The 18817-nt window shown below is 73.9% G+C and carries 15 protein-coding genes; 7 read left to right on the plus strand and 8 right to left on the minus strand.

The genetic code is table 11. From position 1 onward, the window contains the following. Nucleotides 1–45 precede the first annotated feature (45 nt). Nucleotides 46–1833 carry a glycoside hydrolase family 35 protein gene (locus tag Sru02f_RS26365; RefSeq protein WP_109028405.1) on the minus strand — a complete coding sequence of 596 codons (1788 nt, stop codon included), beginning with the start codon at nucleotides 1831–1833 and terminating at the stop codon, nucleotides 46–48. A gap of 231 nt (nucleotides 1834–2064) precedes the next feature. Here Sru02f_RS26365 and Sru02f_RS26370 point away from each other — a divergent pair, with 231 nt between their 5' ends. After that, the gene (locus Sru02f_RS26370) at nucleotides 2065–2745 is read left to right on the plus strand and encodes a response regulator transcription factor (RefSeq protein WP_109028404.1); all 681 of its coding nucleotides are present in this window, start codon (nucleotides 2065–2067) and stop codon (nucleotides 2743–2745) included. After that, complete coding sequence (locus Sru02f_RS26375) at nucleotides 2742–4028, plus strand: sensor histidine kinase (RefSeq protein ID WP_109028403.1); 1287 nt, start codon at nucleotides 2742–2744, stop codon at nucleotides 4026–4028. The genes Sru02f_RS26370 and Sru02f_RS26375 overlap by 4 nt, the downstream gene beginning before the upstream one ends. On the opposite strand, the gene Sru02f_RS26380 is transcribed toward Sru02f_RS26375, so the two are convergent. Then, on the minus strand, nucleotides 4009–5544 hold the full coding sequence (locus Sru02f_RS26380) for an aromatic amino acid ammonia-lyase (RefSeq protein ID WP_109028402.1): 1536 nt from the start codon (nucleotides 5542–5544) through the stop codon (nucleotides 4009–4011). The genes Sru02f_RS26375 and Sru02f_RS26380 overlap by 20 nt on opposite strands. Before the next feature lie 63 nt (nucleotides 5545–5607). Between Sru02f_RS26380 and Sru02f_RS26385 the strand changes: the two genes are divergently transcribed. The 4 genes from Sru02f_RS26385 to Sru02f_RS26400 are packed head-to-tail and all read left to right on the plus strand — an operon-like array spanning nucleotide 5608 to nucleotide 10908. After that, nucleotides 5608–7191, plus strand: coding sequence for an NAD(P)-binding domain-containing protein (locus Sru02f_RS26385; protein WP_109028958.1), 1584 nt, complete (start codon nucleotides 5608–5610; stop codon nucleotides 7189–7191). Then, nucleotides 7188–8276 (plus strand): alpha-hydroxy acid oxidase, encoded by a 1089-nt coding sequence (locus Sru02f_RS26390; RefSeq protein WP_109028401.1) that lies wholly within the window; start codon nucleotides 7188–7190, stop codon nucleotides 8274–8276. Before Sru02f_RS26385 ends, Sru02f_RS26390 begins: the two co-directional genes overlap by 4 nt. After that, the gene (locus tag Sru02f_RS26395; protein WP_109028959.1) at nucleotides 8273–9649 is read left to right on the plus strand and encodes a cytochrome P450; all 1377 of its coding nucleotides are present in this window, start codon (nucleotides 8273–8275) and stop codon (nucleotides 9647–9649) included. The genes Sru02f_RS26390 and Sru02f_RS26395 overlap by 4 nt, the downstream gene beginning before the upstream one ends. Beyond that, the gene (locus Sru02f_RS26400) at nucleotides 9646–10908 is read left to right on the plus strand and encodes a cation:proton antiporter (RefSeq protein ID WP_109028400.1); all 1263 of its coding nucleotides are present in this window, start codon (nucleotides 9646–9648) and stop codon (nucleotides 10906–10908) included. Before Sru02f_RS26395 ends, Sru02f_RS26400 begins: the two co-directional genes overlap by 4 nt. Before the next feature lie 29 nt (nucleotides 10909–10937). On the opposite strand, the gene Sru02f_RS26405 is transcribed toward Sru02f_RS26400, so the two are convergent. Then, nucleotides 10938–12401: a class I adenylate-forming enzyme family protein gene (locus Sru02f_RS26405; RefSeq protein ID WP_109028399.1), complete on the minus strand. Its 1464-nt coding sequence runs from the start codon at nucleotides 12399–12401 to the stop codon at nucleotides 10938–10940. Between the two features lie 202 nt (nucleotides 12402–12603). Continuing rightward, the gene (locus Sru02f_RS26410) at nucleotides 12604–13338 is read right to left on the minus strand and encodes a lytic polysaccharide monooxygenase (protein WP_109028398.1); all 735 of its coding nucleotides are present in this window, start codon (nucleotides 13336–13338) and stop codon (nucleotides 12604–12606) included. A gap of 233 nt (nucleotides 13339–13571) precedes the next feature. Between Sru02f_RS26410 and Sru02f_RS26415 the strand changes: the two genes are divergently transcribed. Beyond that, nucleotides 13572–15179: an amidase family protein gene (locus Sru02f_RS26415; RefSeq protein ID WP_109028397.1), complete on the plus strand. Its 1608-nt coding sequence runs from the start codon at nucleotides 13572–13574 to the stop codon at nucleotides 15177–15179. A 239-nt stretch (nucleotides 15180–15418) separates the two neighbouring features. On the opposite strand, the gene Sru02f_RS26420 is transcribed toward Sru02f_RS26415, so the two are convergent. From Sru02f_RS26420 to pcaDC, 4 genes are all read right to left on the minus strand, one after another. After that, nucleotides 15419–15826, minus strand: coding sequence for a DUF6278 family protein (locus Sru02f_RS26420; protein WP_109028395.1), 408 nt, complete (start codon nucleotides 15824–15826; stop codon nucleotides 15419–15421). An 83-nt stretch (nucleotides 15827–15909) separates the two neighbouring features. After that, the gene (locus Sru02f_RS26425) at nucleotides 15910–16689 is read right to left on the minus strand and encodes an exodeoxyribonuclease III (RefSeq protein WP_109028394.1); all 780 of its coding nucleotides are present in this window, start codon (nucleotides 16687–16689) and stop codon (nucleotides 15910–15912) included. 54 nt (nucleotides 16690–16743) lie between these two features. Then, entirely contained in the window at nucleotides 16744–17379 is a 636-nt protein-coding gene (locus Sru02f_RS26430) for an MBL fold metallo-hydrolase (RefSeq protein WP_109028393.1), read from the minus strand. 43 nt (nucleotides 17380–17422) lie between these two features. Then, a complete protein-coding gene (gene pcaDC / locus Sru02f_RS26435) occupies nucleotides 17423–18772 on the minus strand; it encodes a bifunctional 3-oxoadipate enol-lactonase/4-carboxymuconolactone decarboxylase PcaDC (RefSeq protein ID WP_109028392.1) in 1350 nt (449 codons plus the stop codon). Nucleotides 18773–18817: the final 45 nt, after the last annotated feature.

The raw sequence follows: 18817 nt of genomic DNA on the forward strand, positions 1-18817 counted from the left end.
CCTCCCCAGGGGCGGGCCGCACCCGGCCGTCGGCTGCCCTGGGCGTCAGTCGAAGGTCTCGACGTACTCCTCCGACGGGCCGAGGTCGGGGCCCTCGCGCAGGGTGACGCGGTCGCCGAGGCGTTCGAGTTCCAGCACGGTGAGGGTGTTGTCGCCGGGGCGCAGCAGCGGACCGGGCAGGTAGAGCGTGCTCTGGGGGCCGATCTCCCAGTAGCGGCCGAGCAGGGTGTCGTTGACCCAGAGGAAGCCCTTGCCGAACCCGGGCAGGGCGACGAAGGCGTCCGCGGGCTCGGCCACCGGCAGGACGGCGGTGGCGAACCCGGCCCGGCCGTCCGAGGGGGCCGCCGCCGCGGCGCGTGCCGTGTCCCGCCCCGTCCACGCGTCGAGCGGCAGCGGACGCATCGTCCAGCCGTGCACCAGCCGGCGCTCCACCCGCACCCCGCCGAGGATGCCCTTGCCCTGGCCGAGCAGCGGGCCGTAGTTGATCCGTCCCTGGTTCTCCACCAGCAGCGCCAGCCGGACCCGTGCTCCGGTGCCGGTGACGGTGAACGAGGCGCTCTCGCGGTCCAGTACGGCGACGGGTGTGTCGTCGAGGAAGACCTGGGCGCGGTCGTGCAGCCCCGTGACGGTCACCTCGTGCTCCCCCGGCGGCAGCAGCGGCTCGGCCTCGTAGAGGACCAGGCCGGAGGCCAGGGACAGTTCCTCGAAGCTCAGCGGCAGCGGTGCGCTCACGGGCTCGGCCGTCGCCCGCAGGGCGTCGAGCAGGGCCGCCTGCCCGACGACCGGCAGGTCGCGGGGTGCCAGCAGCGGTGGGTCGGCGGGCAGCGGGCGCCGGGCAGCGGCGGGGTCGAGCGCGGTCAGCCTGTCCCGCAGGGCGAAGAACTTCGGGGTCAGGGCGCCGTTCTCGGCGATGGGGGCGTCCGAGTCGTAGCTGGTGACGGTGGGGCGGATGGTGCCGCCCTCGTGGTTGGCGCCCGCCCACAGTCCGAAGTTGGTGCCGCCGTGCGCCATGTAGAGGCTCACGGAGCCGCCCTCGTCGAGGATGCCGCCGAGGTCCTCGGCCGCGCTCGGGGCCGGCCGGACGTGGTGCTTGTCGCCCCAGTGGTCGAACCAGCCGTTCCAGAACTCGGCGCAGAAGAAGGGCTCTCCGGGCCGGCGGGAGCGCAGCAGCGCCGCGGCCCGGTCGGGGCGTGAGCCGAAGGTCGCCGCGGCCAGTTCGCCGGGCAGGGCACCGCCGTCCTGCATCAGCGGGGTCGGTCCGTCCGCGGTGTAGAGCAGTTCGGTGATGCCCCGGGCGACGAGGGCGTCCCGGATGTGGCGGACGTACGCGCGGTCGTCGCCGTAGCTGCCGTACTCGTTCTCGATCTGCACGGCCACGACCGGTCCGCCCCGGCCGGCCTGGAGTTCCGCGAGCCGCGGGACGAGCGCGTCGAACCAGCGGTCGACCGCTTCGAGGTAGGGGCCGTGGGAGGTGCGCAGCCGCATGCCGGGAGTGCCGGTCAGCCAGGCGGGCAGACCGCCGTTGTCCCACTCGGCGCAGATGTAGGGACCCGGCCGCACGACGACGTCCAGCCCCTCTTCCTGGGCGAGCCGGATGAACCGGGGCAGGTCGCGCGGGCCGTCGAAGCGGATGTCGCCCGCGGTGCGCTCGTGGAAGTTCCAGGGGACGTAGGTGTCGACCGCGTTCAGGCCGAGGGCGGCCAGCCGCCGGAGCCGGTCGGCCCAGTGCCCGGGGTGGACCCGGAAGTAGTGCAGCGAGCCCGCCAGCAGGCGGTGCGGGCGCCCGTTCCGCAGGAGGGTGCCGTCGGCGTAGGTGAGGGTGGATCGCTGCACGGTTTCCTCCTTGACCGTCGATAGCTGTGACTATGGCAGATGATGTTATCGATGCCAATCCTCCCCTGATGCGGTCAGCAAGGCGGCATCGAGGGTGGCCGGGAGGACTCTGGCATCGCTATCAGGATCCCCACGGCACACTCTCGATCTCCGGCACTTCAACCTCTCGATCGGGAACTTCCGTACAACACAAGGGCGTTGAGGCCGTTGCGGGGCTGAAGAGGAGTGGACATGACACGGGAGCGCGCGCGGGATCCGTGGCGGCTGCTGCTGATCGAGGACGACCGGGAACTGGTCCTCATGCTTTCCGACGTACTGCGGGACGAGGGTTACGCGGTCGATGTGGCGACCGACGGCCAACGGGGCCTGCACCTCGGCCTCACCCGGCGCTACGACGTGTTCGTCGTCGACCGGCGGCTACCGGTGCTGGACGGCCTCGACCTGCTGGGCCGGCTGCGCACCCGCGCGGTCCGCACCCCGGCACTGATGCTGACCGCGATGGGCACCGTGCACGACCGGGTCGACGGCCTGGACGCCGGCGCCGACGACTACCTGGTGAAACCGTTCGAGCTGGACGAACTGGGCGCCAGACTACGGGCGTTGTGCCGGCGTTCCCTGGAGGGCGGTGACGTCCTGCGGATCGGTGCGGGCCGTCTGCACGTCGGGCGGCGCGAGGTGGAGTCCGCGGACGGCGAGCGGATCGCGCTCGCCGCACGGGAGTTCGCCCTGCTGTGGGTGCTGGCCTCGCACCCCGACGCCGTCCACACCCGGGCGGAGCTGCGCCGGCTGGTGTTCGAGGAGGCACCCGCCTCCTCCATCGTCGACACCTACGTCTACTACCTGCGCCGCAAGCTCGGCCGGCAGGTGGTGCGCACGGTGCACGGACTGGGCTACCGCCTGGGGGCGTTGTGAGCGCGTCGGCGTCCGGGGAGCGGGCGGCCGTCCACCGGGCCCGCCTGCGCGTCGCCGTGCTGACCGGCGTGATCATCACCCTGCTGGTCACCGTCGTCGGCGGGATCGCCGACACCGTCATGACGCGGGCGCAGAGCGACCAGGTGTGGCGGGAGCTGCGCTACGGCGCGGCGCGCGGCGACCTGTCCAGTCCGCCGGTGTGCACCTGGCTGTTCGCGCGCGGCGCGACGCCGTTGGCCAACGCCCCGGCGGGCTTCCCCGTGGAGAGCGACATGCGGCGGGTCGGCCGGACCCACGAGGCGGTGGAACGCACGGTGCGCCGCGACGACACCCGGTATCTGGTGCGTACGCAGGTCAGGGCGGACGGGAAGGTCGTACAGGCCGTGTTCGACCTCCGGTTCCAGCTGGCCGACCGCCGGCACCTGTGGTTCGCGCTGGGCGTCGCCGAGGTGGTGGGTCTGCTGGCCGCGGCCGTCACCGGGGTGGTCCTGGGGCGGCTCGCCGTGTCCCCGCTGGCCGAGGCGCTCACCCGGCAGCGCCGCTTCGTCACGGACGCCAGCCACGAGCTGCGCACCCCGGTCACCCAGGTGTACACGCGGGCGCAGCTGCTGGCGCGGCAGGCGGCGGCGCAGGACCTGCCCGCCCGGCACCGCGAGGGGCTGACGCGGCTGGTCGGCTCGGCCGGCCGGCTGGGCGAGGTGCTGGACGACCTGCTGTTGTCCGCGAGCCTCGCGGCGGGCCCGGCGCGGCCTTCGGAGCACCGGCCGGTCGACCTGGCGGCGCTGGCCCGTGCGGCGGTCGCGGAGGAGGCGGACCGGGTGCGGGAGGGCGGTCTCACCGTCGCCGTGGACGGACCGCCGCGCCCCTTGTTCGTCGACGGTGTCGAGTCGGCGCTGCGCCGGGCCGTCGGGGAGCTGCTGTCCAACGCCGTCGGACACACGCCGCCGGGCGGGCGGATCGAGGTCGCCCTGGCACGGGTGCGCGGCACGGTCACGCTGACCGTCGCGAACACCGGGAAGGGCTTCGAACCCGCCGAGGCGGAACGCCTCTTCGAACGGTTCCACCGGGGCGGGTCCACCGGCCGGTACGGGCTGGGGCTGGCGCTGCTGCGGGAGGTCGTCACCCACCACGGCGGTACGGTCGCCGCGACCGGGCGTCCCGGACACGGCGCCCGGTTCGTCATCCGGCTCCCCCTGGGCGGTCCCCCGGCCGTCTCCGTCCCGCCGCCCCGGGGCCGGGCGCCCCGCTTCGTGCCGCGCCGGGTCAGGGCCGGGCGTACCTGACCAGCAGGCGGGCGGCGGCCCGCACGTCCGAGTCCAGCGGGCGGTCCGGGTCGACCGGGGGGATCGCGTCGGCGAGAGCCTCCAGGAGGTCCCCGCACCGGGGTGCGGTGGGGCGGCGGGCTCCGACGTGGGCGGCCTGGCGCAGGCCGAGGGCGAGCGACCCGCACAGCAGACCGAGCAGCTCCGCCGTGTCGTGGGCGCGCAGGGCCGCCTGGGTGCCGAACGGGACGACGTCCTGGTTGTGCAGGTTCGTCGGCAGGCTCTGCATGCCGGCCGGGGTCGCGGCGCGGCGGATCTCCGCCACGAACGCGGTGGTGGCCAGCTGCACGCCTTGGAGACCGTGCTGCACCCCGGGCTCGGGGGCGAGCATCGGCGGCAGCCCGCCGTTGCGGGCCGGGTCCACCAGGAGGTCCAGCTGGCGTTCGGCGAGGTTGCCGAGCTGGGCGGCGACGGAGGCGAGCAGGTCGGCGGCGAACGCGGCGGGCTGCCCGAAGAAGTTCCCGCCGTGCACGGCCTTCCCCTCCCCCGCGTCGTCGGTGCCGGAGCCCGTGCCGGGAGCGGGAAAGAACAGCGGGTTGTCGCTGACCCCGGCGAGGTCCGCGGCGACGACGCCGTCGACGTGACGCAGCGCGTCCTCGGCGGCGCCCAGCAGCTGCGGGGCGCAGCGGATGCTGTACGGCTCCTGCAGCGGCCGGGTGCCGGAGGGCGTGCCGCCCGCCAGGGTGCGCCGCATCCGGCCGCCCACGTCGACGGCGCCGGGGTGGCCGTAGGCCCGCAGCAGGTCGGCGTCGAGGAAGCCGGTGTCGCAGCCGAGGAGGTCGGTCAGCAGGCAGCTGAGCGCGGTGAGCGAGCGGTGCGCGGCGCGCACGGCGTCGAGGGCCAGCGCGGTGGCCGCGGTGGTGAGGGAGGTGCCGTTGACCAGGGCGAGCGCGTCGCGTCCGTCGAGGGCGAGGGGGCGCAGTCCGGCGGCGGTCAGCGCGTCGCCGGCCGGCATCCGGTCGCCGTCCAGGTAGGCGTGGCCCCGGCCGCGCAGGGCCTGGGTGGCGTAGGCGAGCGGGATGAGGTCGCCGCTCGCGCCGACGGAGCCGTAGCGGGGGACGGCGGGGGCGAAGGTGGTGGCGAACATCGCCGCGAGCCGGTCGACCACCTCGGCCGACACGCCCGAGAGCCCCTGGGCGAGGGAGCGGGTGCGCAGCAGCAGGGCGGCGCGCACGATCCCGGGCGGGAGGTCCGGTCCCTGGCCCGCGCCGAGGTGCGCCAGGGTGTTGTCGCACTGGTCGGCGTCGTCGGTGCGGCCGGCATAGCCGACGAGGGCGCCGAAGCCGGTGTCGGCGCCGTAGATCCGGCGGTCCGTGCCGCCGGGTCCGTGCCGCAGCGCGTGGAAGAGGCGGCGCCCGCGGTCGAGGCGGGCGCGGGCCTCCTCGTCCACCGTGACGGTGAGGGGCTGCGCCGCGCGGGGCAGGACCGCGGGGTCCAGGGGGCCGGTGAGCGGGACGGTGTCCGTGGGTGTGAGCACACCGGGCAACGTAGGCCGGGGATCTCAGAGCGCTCTGAAATCCCGTGGCTACCTTCCGTGGACATGAGCCACGACTGCCATGACTACCTCATCATCGGAGCGGGCCCCGCCGGCCTGCAACTCGCCTCCTTCCTGGAGCGGGACGGCGCGGACTACGTCGTCCTGGAGCGCGGCGGCGTGCCGGGCGCGTTCTTCACGCGCTTCCCCAGGCACCGCAACCTGATCTCGAACAACAAGGTGCACACCGGGTACGACGACCCGGAGCTGCGGCTGCGGATGGACTGGAACTCGCTGCTGAGCGACGACCCGGAGCTGGTGTTCACCCGCTACAGTCCCCGCTACTTCCCGCCCGCCGACGACCTGGTGCGCTACCTGGCGGACTTCGCCGACCGGACCGGCGTGCGGGTGCGCTACGACACCGCGGTGCGGCACGTCACCCGCGACGCCGAGGGGTTCACCGTCACCGACCGGGGCGGGACGCGGTGGCGGGCGAGGCACCTGGTGGTCGCCACCGGCATGCCGGTGCCGAACCTGCCGTCGATCCCGGGCGTCGAACTGGCCGAGCGCTACGACACGATCGACACCGATCCGGCGGGCTACACCGACCAGCGGGTGCTGATCATCGGGCGGGGCAACTCGGCGTTCGAGACCGCCGAGAACCTGATGGAGAACGCGGCGGTCATCCACGTGGCCGGCTCGGGCTCGCTGCGCATGGCCTGGCGGACGCACTACGTGGGGCACCTGCGGGCGGTCTACAACAACTTCCTGGACAGCTACCAGCTCAAGTCCCAGAACGCCCTCCTGGACGGCCGGGTGCAGGACATCCGGCGGGACGCGGACGGCTACCGGGTCCGGTTCGCCTTCGAGCGCAACGAGGACGTCGTCAAGGACCTGCGCTACGACCGGGTGATCGTGGCGACCGGGTTCCGCTGCGACGTCTCGCTCTTCGACGAGACCTGCACGCCCGACCTGATGGTCGACGGCCGCTTCCCGGAGCTGACGCCCCTGAGCGAGTCGGTCAACGTGCCCGGCCTGTACTTCGCCGGGACGCTGATGCAGGGCCGGGACTTCCGGAAGGCCACGACCGGCTTCATCCACGGCTTCCGCTACATGGTGCGGGCCCTGCACCGGGGACTGCGCCAGCGCCACCACCAGGAGCCGTGGCCCGCGACGGAGTTGGGCGACACCACGGAGCGGGCCGTGGACGCCGTGATCGGCCGGGTCAACCGGTCCTCGGCCCTGTGGCAGCAGTTCGCGGTCCTCGGCGACCTGCTCACGCTCGCCCCGGACGGCACCATGCGCTACGCCGAGGAGGTCCCGGTCGCCCATGTGCCGGACGCCGTCGGCGCGGGGGACTTCGGGGACGTCGAGGCGCACGCCGTGATCACCCTGGAGTACGGCAAGGACCACGACCTCGTCGACCCCTTCGACGTGAGCGCCGGCCGCGGGTCCCAGTACGACGTCTCCGGGCTGGACGGCCGCTATCTGCACCCGGTCGTGCGCTGGTACCGGCAGGGCGCGTTCGTCGCCGAGCACCACCTGGCGGCGAACCTGGAGAACGAGTGGGACAGCGAGGAGTACCACCGCGCCCCGCTGCGGGCGTTCCTCGCCGCCCGGCGCGACGCGGCGGCCCCGGTGGCGCCGTGACCCTCCGCGAGCTGCACGACGCGGCGCGCGCGGTGCTCGACCCGGTCCACTACGACTACGTGGCGGGCGGCGCGGGCGAGGAGCGCGCGCTGGCCGCCAACGCGCGGGCGTTCGACCGGTACGCGCTGCTGCCCCGGGTGCTGAGCGGCGCCACGCGGCGGGAGACGGCCGTGGACCTGCCGGGCGCCCGGGGCGCGGCGCCGGTGGTGGTCGCGCCGACCGCGTTCCACCGGCTGCTGCACCCGGACGGGGAGCGGGCCACGGCGCGGGCCGCCGCGGCCGAGGGCGCCGTCCTGGTGACGGGCGTCGCCGCGACGACGGCGGTGCCGGCCGTCGTCGCGGCGGCCCGCGAGGCGGCGCCGGACCCGGCGGTGTGGTTCCTGCTCTACCCGCACCCGCGCCGGGAGGTCACCGAGGCGCTGGTGCGGCGGGCCGAGGGGGCCGGCTGTACGGCCCTGGTCGTCACCGCCGACTCGCCGCGCTTCGGCCGCCGCACCCGGGACCTGCGCAACGGGTTCGACGACCTGCCGCCCGGCTACGCGGCGGAGAACATGCGCGACCTGCCCGGTACCCCGCCGGGCACCCTCACCGACATCCCGATGCACCCGGCGGCGTCCTGGCGGGACTTCGCCGAGACGGTGGGCGCGACCTCGCTGCCCGTGTGGGTCAAGGGGGTGCTCCACCCGGCGGACGCGCGGCTGGCCGTGGAGCACGGCGCGGCGGGGGTGATCGTCTCCAACCACGGCGGCCGTCAGTGCGACAGCGCCGCGGCGTCCGTCGACTGCCTGCCCGCGGTCGTCGAGGCGGTCGCCGGTGCGGTGCCGGTCCTCCTGGACGGCGGGGTGCGCCGGGGCGGTGACGTGGCCGTCGCCCTCGCGCTGGGCGCGGCGGCCGTCGGCGTGGGGCGCCCCGTGCTGTGGGGGCTGGCGGCCGAGGGCGAGGCGGGCGTCCGTCGGGTGCTGCGGACGCTGCTCGACGAGTACGACCACACGCTCGCCCTGTGCGGCGGGCGCCGCAACGCCGATCTGAGCGCCGACATGGTCGTCCGCCAGGGCGCGGCGTGGCCGGGGGAGGCGGCGTGGTGAGCGGCACCCGGCGGCCCGCATCGTGGTGGCTGCCGCGCACCGTGGTGGCGTTGCGGGTGCGCGTCTTCGAGAAGGTCAACGGCGACCGGGTGGTGACCCTGCCCAACGCCGCCCACGGCCCCGAGGTGTTCGAGCGGGTGTACGCCCATCCCGCGGTGAACGGCCGGAGCGCGGGCGCCAGCCTGTCCGACCTGTTCTGGTACTGGCTCGCGCCGGGTTCCGAGGTGCACCAGGAGCATCTGGAGCCCGGTGAACGCTACGACGAGGTCGCCGCGACGACGCGGCGGATCCTCGCCGGCTCGTCCGCCGGACTCGCCGAGGCGGCCGGGCGGGCCGTCGCCGACGTACTGGACACGGTCCCGCTCACCCGTATCAGCCTGGTGCGGCTGCGGGACCTGCTCATGCCCGCCTGGGCGGCCTTCGCCTACGAGCTGGTCTTCCGCCGGCCGTGCCCGCCGCACGCCCGGGACCTGATCACCGCACACGCCGACGACGTGATCACCGCCCTCAAGTGCACCGGCCTGCGGCACCCGCGACGCCGGGCCCGGCTGACGGCGTACCTCGGCGAGCGGATCGCCGCCGGGGACGTGCCGCACCGCCTCCCGGCCTCCCTCACCCCGTCCGAGCAGGCGCTGTACCTGCAAGGGACGTTCTTCAACACGGCGGTCGTCCAGCTGTCCGAGGCGACCGCGCACGTGCTGCTCGCCCTGGCCCGCCATCCGCGGGTGCAGCACCGCCTGTCGGAACGCCCGGACGACGACCGGTACCTCGCGCACGTGATCGACGAGACGCTGCGGCTGTACCCGCTGTTCGGGATCGCCCACCGCATCACCACCGGTGAGGTGCCGCTCGACGACACGACGGTGCTGCCCGCCGGGTCCGTGGTGTGCTTCAGCTACCCCGACTACCAGGCCACGGGCCACGAACGGCCGGGCGAGTTCGACCCGGACCGCTGGTCCGGCCCCGCGGCCAGGCGGGGCCCGTACATTCCGTTCGGGGTGGCGGCGAACCGTCCCTGCCCCGCGTGGCGCGTGTCCCCGATCGTCCTGCGCGTCGCCGTGCGCGAGGTGCTGACCCGGTTCCGGCTCGACTCGACGGCCTCGCACACCCGCTCCAACCCGCACCGCGCGCCGTGTCTGCTGATCCCTCGCGGCCTCGCCCCCGGCCGGCGCCGGCTGGCGGCCCTGCGCCGGTTCGTCCGGCTGCGGGACGGGGTGGAGGACGTCACCCGGGGCGTACGGCAGCTGGTGCTCGGCACGGTCATGGTGCTGCACGCCCGGCGGCTGCGCCCGGCGGCCCGGTACTTCGAGGAACCGCGCTCCGGACACTGTCCGGTCGCTCACCACACGCAGAGCAAGGAGAGCAACGGATGAGCACCACGGAACTGGGCCCCGCCTTCTTCCTCGCGGTCGTCGTGATCCTCGTCGTCTGCCGGGTCGTCGGACGCCTGCTGCAACTCGTCGGGCAGCCACCGGTCGTCGGGGAGATGCTCGCGGGCGTGGTCCTGGGCCCGTCGGTCCTGGGCGCGCTGCTGCCCGGCGTCGAGTCGGCCCTCTTCCCCACCGAACTGCGTCCGGTCCTCTACGTGGTGGGACAGATCGGGCTGGTGGCGTTCATGTTCCACGTCGGCTGGGACTTCCGCGCGGACCGGCTCCGGGGGGTCGCCCGGTCAGCCGGGCTGGTGTCGGCGGCGGGGCTGGTGGTGCCGATGGTGCTCGGGGTGGTGCTCATCGCCGCCGTCGGCGAACGCACCGGCGCGCTCGCCCCGGACGTGTCTCTGACGGTGTCCGGCCTGTTCGTCGGCGTCGCGCTGGCGGTGACGGCGTTCCCGATGCTGGCCAGGATCATCGCCGAACGGAACCTGGCGAAGACGCGGTTCGGCGCCCTGTCCCTCGGGGCCGGCGCGGTCGACGACGCCGCGGCCTGGGTCCTGCTCGCCGGGGTCTTCGGCATCGCGGGCGGCAGCGCCGGGAAGGTCTCGGTGGCCGTCGCCGGGGGCCTCGGTCTCATCGCGGTACTGGCCGTGGGCGTGCGGCTGCGCGACCGTACGGCGCTGCTCGCCGAGCGCACGGGTGCCGACCAGCTGCTGCTCGCCCTCGTCGGCGTGCTGTTCCTGATCGCCTGGTACACCGACGTCATCGGGCTGTACGCGGTGTTCGGCGCGTTCAGTCTCGGCGTCGTCTTCCCCCGCTCGGAGCGGCTGGACCGCACGGTCGGGACCCTCCAGCCGGTGGGCGCGGTCTTCGTTCCGCTGTTCTTCACGTACTCGGGGCTGAACACCGACTTCACCCTGCTGGGTTCGGGTCCGGTCCTGTTCTTCACCGCGGGGTGCGTGGTGGTCGCGGTCGTCGGCAAGTTCGGTGCCTGCTGGCTCGCCGCGCGGGCGGCGGGCGAGCCCAACCGGGTCGCCCTGCGGGTGGGGGCGCTGATGAACGCGCGCGGACTGATGCAGCTGGTCGCCCTCAACCTGGGGCTCGCGGCGGGGATCGTGACGCAGGCGATGTTCAGCGCCCTGGTGGTGGTCGCCATCACGACGACCGTGATGGCGACGCCGCTGCTGGCCCTGCTGGACCGGCGGGACCGGGTGCGCGCCGGTCGTCCGCGGGAGGCCGTCGCCGTGGGCGGCCGGTGACCGGGGACCGGCCGGACCGGTCCGGCCGGTCAAGTCCCCCGCGCCAGCCGCCGCTTGTCCGGCTTCCCGGCGGCGGTGAGCGGCACCTCGTCGATGACGGTCAGGCGCGTCGGCGCGCAGGCCTCGCCCAGCCGCGCCGCCACCAGCGCGCGCAGGTCGTCGAGAGCGGGTACGCGCCCGGCCGTGGGGACGACGAAGGCGTGCACGGCCTCCCCCGTGGCGTCGTCGGGCACGGCGACGACGTACGCCTCCATCACCGCCGGGTGGCGGGCGAGCAGTCGCTCGATGGGACCGGCGTAGTGCACGTTGGCGTCGACGATGACCACGTCCCGGATGCGTCCCGAGAGCCACAGCCTGCCCCGGGCGTCGAGACTCCCGAGGTCCCGCGTGCGGACCCAGCCGTCCACGAACACCTCGTCACTGAGCGCGGGCTGCCCCCAGTACCCGGCACCCTGCGAGGGGGTGCGGACGAAGATCTCCCCCTCGGTGCCGGCCGGGACGGGGCGGCCGGAGGGTCCCCGGACCTCCAGGTCGACGGGCGGTACGCCGAGCGAGCCGGGCGGGTCGGCGGGCGTGGCCATGGAGATCATGCCGGTCTCGGTCTGTCCGTACCCGTGGAAGACGACCGGGCCGAGCACCTGCGCGGCCTCGCGCGCCCGGGCCGGTTCCAGCGGCGAGCCGGAGACCATGAGCGCGCGCAGGCCACCGAGATCGGCGGGCGCGGAACGCAGCTCCGTCACGAGCCGGTTCAGCCGCCCGACCGTGATGACGCTCGCGGTCGCCCGGTGCCGCACGAGGGCCCCGGGGAGGTCCGGCGGGTCGGCGGAGACCAGGACGCCGCCGGCGGCGAGTGCGAGCAGGCCGTACTCGAGCATCACCTGGCTGGCCAGGGTCCCGAAGACCAGGAACCGGTCCAGTCGGCCCGCCAGTTCCCGGACCGCCGGCGGCCAGTCCCGCGGCCGCAGCGCCCAGGCCGCCGTCATCGCCTCGTACGTCTGGGCACACGCCTTGGGAACGCCGGTGCTGCCGCTGGTGTGGATGAGCCGGGCGACGTCCTTCGGCCGGGCCGGGACGCGGGGCCGCAGACCGTCGTCGGGCGCCGCGAGCAGCTCGTCGAGCGGCAGGACGGCCCCAGGTGGCCGGAGGTCCGTTCCGCCCGGTGCGCCGGACCGGTCCGTGACCGTGACCGCGACCTCGGCGTCCCGCAGCAGGGCCGCACGCTGGTGGTCCGTCATGCCGGGCCGTACGCCGACGACGCGGGCTCCGACGGTGTACGCGGCGATGACGGCGGCGAAGGCCTCCGGGCCGACGCCGAGCAGCAGGGCCAGGCCGCGGCCCGGCCCGACGCCGTGCTGCCGCAGGGCGGCCGCCACCCGCCGGGTCATGCCGAGCAGGTGCCGTCCGCTCACCTCCCGGCCGTCGTGCTCGAAGACCGTGCGGTCGCCCGCCGCGTCGAGGAGGTCGAGGACCGCACCGGGGAACTGTTCCGTCATGGCGCTCCTTCACGAGACCGGTTGACCGCACACCACCGGCCGGACGCTAACGGCGCGGTATCAGAGGACTCTGAGACGCGGCCCCGCCCGGACCCGCCCACGACGGCGCGGGCCGGCGCACGCACCTTCGGGTGCGTACGCCGCCCGGGCCCGGGCCCGGACCCGGGGCCGGGGCCGGGGCCGAGCTGGAGCCGTACGGCTCTCAGCAGGCGCCGAGGTCCTCCCAAACCCCCCATTCGCCGGTGGTGCCGGGCTCCTCTCCGGTCACCCACCACTTGGCACGCCAGGTGTGGCCGTCGTGGGCGACGGTCTCCCCGCCGTTGTAGACACTCCCGGCGCTCCAGGCTCCCGCGACGCAGTCGCCGGGCTGGTCGCCGCCACCGTCGTCACCACCGCCGTCGTTTCCACCGCCGTCGTTTCCACCGCCGATGTTGACGTCGATGCAGGCGTAGAAGGCGTTGGCGGTGTCGGCGATGTTCCAGACCGCGAGAACCTTCTGCCGCCCGCTGAACCCGCCGAAGTCCAGCTGGTGGCTGACCGACGCGGGCGGCAGGGCGCCGTGCCCGTCGAACTGGGCGATCCTCTGGTCGCCGATGAAGTACTGCCAGTTGCTGGTGGCGTGCCGGGCCTCGATGGTCCACGTGAAGGTGTGCGTGGTGCCGATCGGTGTGACCCGCCAGCCCTTGCTGTCGTCGTCCAGATCGGCCCACCGGGCGTCTCCGCCACTGCAGTTGCGCAGCCCCTTCGGACCTTCGACGCTCGCCGGTTCCCACTTGATCTGACCGCACTGCACCACGCGGTTGGCGCACTGGTCCTGTCGGCTCCCCGGCGAGACCACCCAGCCGTGGGCGCTCGCGGTGGGCGCCGGCAGACTCAGGGCCACCACGGGAGCGACCAGCGCTCCCACGGCGGCGGCCACTCGTCTTTTCATGCGCATGACATCACTTTTCCCTTCGGTCCACGTCGGATCAGCCTGCCCCGGCTTACGACGGTGCCGATGAGGCAACCTCGCACCGCAGGTCTAGACCTACGCGTGCAGGTCTAGACCTTAGCGAAGCAGTGGGGGGCGTCAAGGGGCCCCGCACACCGTCCCCGGCCCGCCGTGTGCGACAACTGCCGTGACTGAGCGGCCTCTTGTGCCGGACGGCCGCGTGTAGTGGGCTGTCGGCCATGAAGAAGAGAAGCACGGCGGCCCTGACCGCACTCCTGGTCGTGGTCCCCCTCGTCGCGGCGGCACCCGGTCAACGGGCCGAGGCCGCTGATTCCCGGCCCGGCGATTCGGCGCGATCCGCCGAGTCGACGCTGGTCAAGGGAGTGGACCTGGACACGGTGACGATCCCCGAACTGCAGGCGCGCATGAACCGGGGCTCGCTGTCCTCGCTCCGGCTGACCCTCGCCTACCTGCGGCGGATCAAGGCCGTCGACCCCAGGATCAACGCGGTGCTGCGCACCAGCCCGACGGCCCTGCGCCAGGCGGCCGCCAGCGACCTCAGACACCGCCTCGGCAGGACCCGTGGCCCGCTGGACGGCATCCCCGTCCTGCTCAAGGACAATGTGAACACCCGTGACATGCCGACGACCGCCGGGTCGCTGGCCCTTGCCGGGAGCCCGCCGGACACCGACGCGGTCCTGGTCGGGAAGCTGCGGGCGGCCGGCGCGGTGATCCTCGGCAAGGCCAACCTCTCCGAGTGGGCCAACTTCCGCGCGGCCAAGCCGACCTCGGGGTGGTCGGCGGTGGGCGGGCAGACGAACAACCCGTACGTCCTGGACCGCAACCCCTGCGGATCGTCCTCGGGTTCGGCTGCGGCGCTCGCCGCGTCGCTGGCGCAGGTGGCGATCGGGACCGAGACGGACGGCTCCATCGTGTGCCCCGCCGGGATGAACGGCGTGGTCGGACTCAAGCCCAGCCTCGGAGTGGTCAGCCAGTCCGGCGTCGTACCGATCTCCGCCGAACAGGACACGGCCGGCCCCATGGCCCGCAACGTGATCGACACCGCGCTCACGCTCTCCGTGCTGAGCGGCCGTGACACCGTCCGCGCCGGCGACGCTCCGAGCCTCACGGACGCGGTCGGCCGTCCCGGCACCCTGCGCGGCAAGCGGATCGGCCTGTGGCGGCTGCCGTCGCTCGGCGCCGAGGTGGACGGCCTCATGACCCGTACGGCCGAGCGGCTGACCGCCGCGGGGGCGGAGGTCGTCGAGGTGAGCCTGCCGTACCAGGAGCGGCTGGCCGAACTCGAGTTCCCGGCGCTGCTGAGCGAGTTCCACCGGGACATCGACGCCTACCTCGCCACCCGGAGCGGGCCGCGGGACCTGGCCGGGCTGATCGAGTTCAACCGCACCCACCCGCGGGAGCAGAGCTGCTTCGCCGGCCAGGAGCTGTTCGAGCAGGCGCTGGCCGCACCGCCCACCACCGATCCGGAGTACCGGGCGATGCGTGCAGAGTTGACGGACCTGTCCCGGCGTTCCATAGACGAGGTCATGGCCGCGCACGACCTGGACGCCATCGCCTCCCCGGCGAACCCGCCCGCGTGGACCACCGACTGCGCGCGGGGCGACAACGACGTGATCCCGTCCTCCACCCCCGCGGCGGTGGCCGGATACCCCTCGCTGTCGGTGCCCGCCGGGTTCGTCGGTGAACTGCCGGTGGGGCTGCTCCTCATGGCCGGCGACCGCCAGGACGTCGAACTGCTGTCCCTGGGTGCGGCGGTGGAGCACCGCCTGGACGCCTGGCGGGCGCCGCGGTACCTGCCTTCGGCACCGTCCGGCACCTCCCGCTGAGCCCGAGCGGACCGGCGAGCGGCACGTCGTCGAGCGGCGCCTCGACGAGGTCGCTCGCCGGTGTGCAGCTGACCTTCTACTCGTCCGCGAGCAGTGATCTCCGGCTGCACCCCGCGTAGGTCCCCCGTGTGTTCGTGTCCCTCCGACCACTGCAACGTATCGAGACGAACATCATCAATGCCGCCGACACGCACCTTTCGGTCATAACCCCTATTTACACCGGAAGCAGGGCCAAGACTTCACGCTTCGGCGACCTCTCCGTACAGCTGGGAGAGTTCGGGCACGCCGTCCTCCGCCCACGCATGGCCGTTCGCCACCACGTCGAACTCCCGGCCGGAGGCGAGCCGGACGACCGGCTGTCCGTCGGACCGGATGCTCCAGGCGGCGCCGGGCACGGTGCGCACGATCACGGTGCCGAGGTACAGACCGGCGTCGTTGCCGAGCCAGGTCTGGATCTCCTCGTCGCCGCGCCAGCGCGGGAGCACCTGGTCCAGCTGCTCCAGGGAGAGCGCGGAGTCGTCGAGCCGGACCCCCTCCCGCAGCGCCTGCGAGCGCAGCAGATCGCAGTCGGCGAGCAGCTCGCCGATGCCCTCCGCGTCGTGCGCCCGATGATCTTCGCGCCGCTTGCCCAGGAAGGGGAAGTTCATACCTCCACACTGTCATTCGTACCGCCATGTGCACCACAGGGCACGCGGAAGGCGTGTGTGCGGTGCGTGGACGGTGCGTGCGGCTACAGGTCCAGGTCCACCACGACCGGCGCATGGTCCGAGGCGCCCTTGCCCTTGCGCTCCTCGCGGTCGACGTAGGAGTCGGTGACCGCCTTGGCGAAGGGCTCGTTGCCGTACACCAGGTCGATGCGCATGCCGCGGTTCTTGGGGAAGCAGAGCTGGCGGTAGTCCCAGTACGTGAAGGGGTGGTCGTACTTCAGCGGGCGCGGGACCACGTCGGACAGACCGGCGCCGCGCAGGGAGGCGAGGGCGGCGCGCTCGGCCGGGGTGACGTGGGTGGCGCCCTCGAAGGCCGCCCGGTCGTAGACGTCGTCGTCCTCCGGCGCGACGTTGTAGTCACCCATCACGGCGAAGGGGCGGCCGCCTGCGGCGTCGCCCTCGACGGCGGCGCGCAGCGCCTCGAACCACTGGAGCTTGTAGGCGTAGTGCGGGTGGTCCACCTCGCGGCCGTTGGGCACGTACACCGACCAGACGCGGACCGGCCCGCAGGTGGCGGAGATCGCGCGGGGCTCCTGGACCCCCTCGTAGCCCGGGTCGCCCGGCAGGCCCTTGACCACGTCCTCCAGGCCCACGCGGGAGAGCACCGCCACCCCGTTCCACCGGCCGGTGGCGTGGACCGCCGCCTCGTAGCCCGCCTCGCGCAGGGCGTCGAAGGGGAACTGCGCCTCGGCGACCTTGGCCTCCTGGAGGCACAGCACGTCGGTGCCGCTGCTCTCCAGCCAGGCGAGCAGCCTCGGCAGGCGGGCGGTGATCGAGTTCACGTTCCAGGTCGCGATGCGCATGTCCCACAACCTACCGGGCGGCACTGACAACGCGGTCCCGCCCCGGGCAGAGCCTCAGAGCCGCGCCGAGTCGCCGGGGGCCAGCCGCAGGTGCTCGGAGCCGCCCAGCTCGCCGATCTGCCGGTCGTAGATCGGGCGGGCGAGGTCGGTGAGGAGCGCGTCATGGACGTCGTAGGCCCGCTGCGGCCCGACCTCCCGCACGTACTCGATCACCTCGGCGATCTTGTTCCACGGGGCCATGACCGGCAGCATCAGCGTCTCGACCGGGTGGTCGGGGACGGTGAGGGCGTCGCCGGGGTGGAAGACCTTGCCGCCGTCGACGAGGAAGCCGACGTTGGTGACGCGCGGGATGTCCGGGTGGATCACGGCGTGCAGCTCGCCGTGGACCTGTACGTCGAAACCGGCGGCGGTGAAGGTGTCGCCGTGCCCGACGGTGTGGACGCGGCCCGGGAAGGCCGCCGAGATCTTCTCCGCGACGGACCGCAGCGTCCAGATCGCCGCGGCCGGGTTGTCCTCCATGGCGGCGCGCAGCCGCAGCTCGTCGAAGTGGTCCGGGTGCTCGTGGGTGACGAGGATCGCGTCCGCGCCGAGGGCCGCGTCCTCCTCGGTGAACCCGCCGGGGTCCAGGACGAGCGTCCGCCCGTCCTTTTCGAGGCGGACACAGGCGTGCGACTTCTTGGTGAGCTTCATGCCCCCATCCTGCCGCCGCCCGCCCGTCTCCGGCCCGCAGGGCTCACTCCGGTGGTGTCGTCTCCTCGCGGATGACCTGCTGGGCCACCCGGAAGGCGCCGTTCGCGGCCGGCACCCCGCAGTAGACGGCCACCTGGAGCAGCACTTCCTTGATCTCCCCCGGGGTGAGGCCGTTGCGCAGGGCGGCCCTGAGGTGGGGCGCCAGCTCGTCCAGGTGGCCGCCGGCCACGAGGGCGGTGAGGGTGACACAGCTGCGCGCACGCCGGTCGAGGCCCGGCCGGTCCCAGATCTCTCCCCACGCGTAGCGGGTCAGGAGCTCCTGGAAGTCCCCGGAGAACTCGTCCGCCTGCGCGAGCGCCTGGTCCACGTGCCCGTCCCCGAGGACCTCACGGCGCACCTTGAGCCCCGCGTCGTAGGGGTCCGGCCGCCCCTGTGCCTGTGGCGGCACGACGGGTGCCGGGGCGATCTCGGCGATGGGCGCGGCCTGCGGCGGCGGAGCCGGCACCGGCTGGACGGGCGCGGCCGGGATCCCGGCGGCCGGGACCGGGACCTGGTGTGCCGTGGGGTGGACCGGGACGGGGACCTGCCCGGTGGAGGTGGCCTCGTGGGCGGCCTGCCAGGCGGTGGTGAAGTGCCGTACCAGCAGGTCGGTGACGGCCGCCGGCTGCTCGACCGGGACCAGGTGGGAGGCGCCCGGGACGACCGCGAGGCGGGCGTCGGGAATGCCCGCGACCAGGGTGCGGGCCTCGGCGGGACCGGTGACCTGGTCGTCGGAGCCGACGAGGACCAGGGTGGGTACGCCGACCCGGCCGAGTTCACCGCGCACGTCGAACGCGGCGAGGGCCTCGCAGGCGGAGATGTAGCAGCCGGGGTCGGTGGTCCGCACCATCTGCACGGCCCACTCGGTGATCGCGGGCTGCGCGGCCGCGTATCCGCCGGTGAACCAGCGCTCCGGGGAACTGCGGGCGATGGGGTCGAGACCGTTGGTGCGCACGATCACACCGCGCTGGCGGAACTCGTCGGCGGTGCCGAAGCGGGGCGAGGCGGCGATCAGCGCGAGGGAGGCGAGGCGCTCGGGGTGGCGCAGGGCGAGTTCGATGCCGACGGCCCCACCGAACGCGCAGCCGGCGTACCCGAAGCGCTGCACGCCGAGTCCGTCGAGGGTGGCCAGCAGACGCGTGGTGAGTTCGGCGACGGACCCCGCCGGGTGGGCCGGGGCGCCACCGTGTCCGGGCAGGTCGAACCGGAAGACCCGCCACTGCTGGGCCAGTTCGGGCACCTGGCGGTCCCACATGTGCCATGTGGTACCGAGAGACGGCCCCAGGATCAGGACTGGTAGGTGTTCTGGCCCGTCAAAGCGGTATTGCAGCGTCTCGGTCTTGCCTTCTGTCACGGGTTCACACCTTCATCTGTCACGTTCTTTCACACACCCCCTGCG

It is taken from the genome of Streptomyces rubrogriseus (assembly GCF_027947575.1).
In the GTDB taxonomy this organism is placed as follows: Bacteria; Actinomycetota; Actinomycetes; order Streptomycetales; family Streptomycetaceae; genus Streptomyces; species Streptomyces rubrogriseus.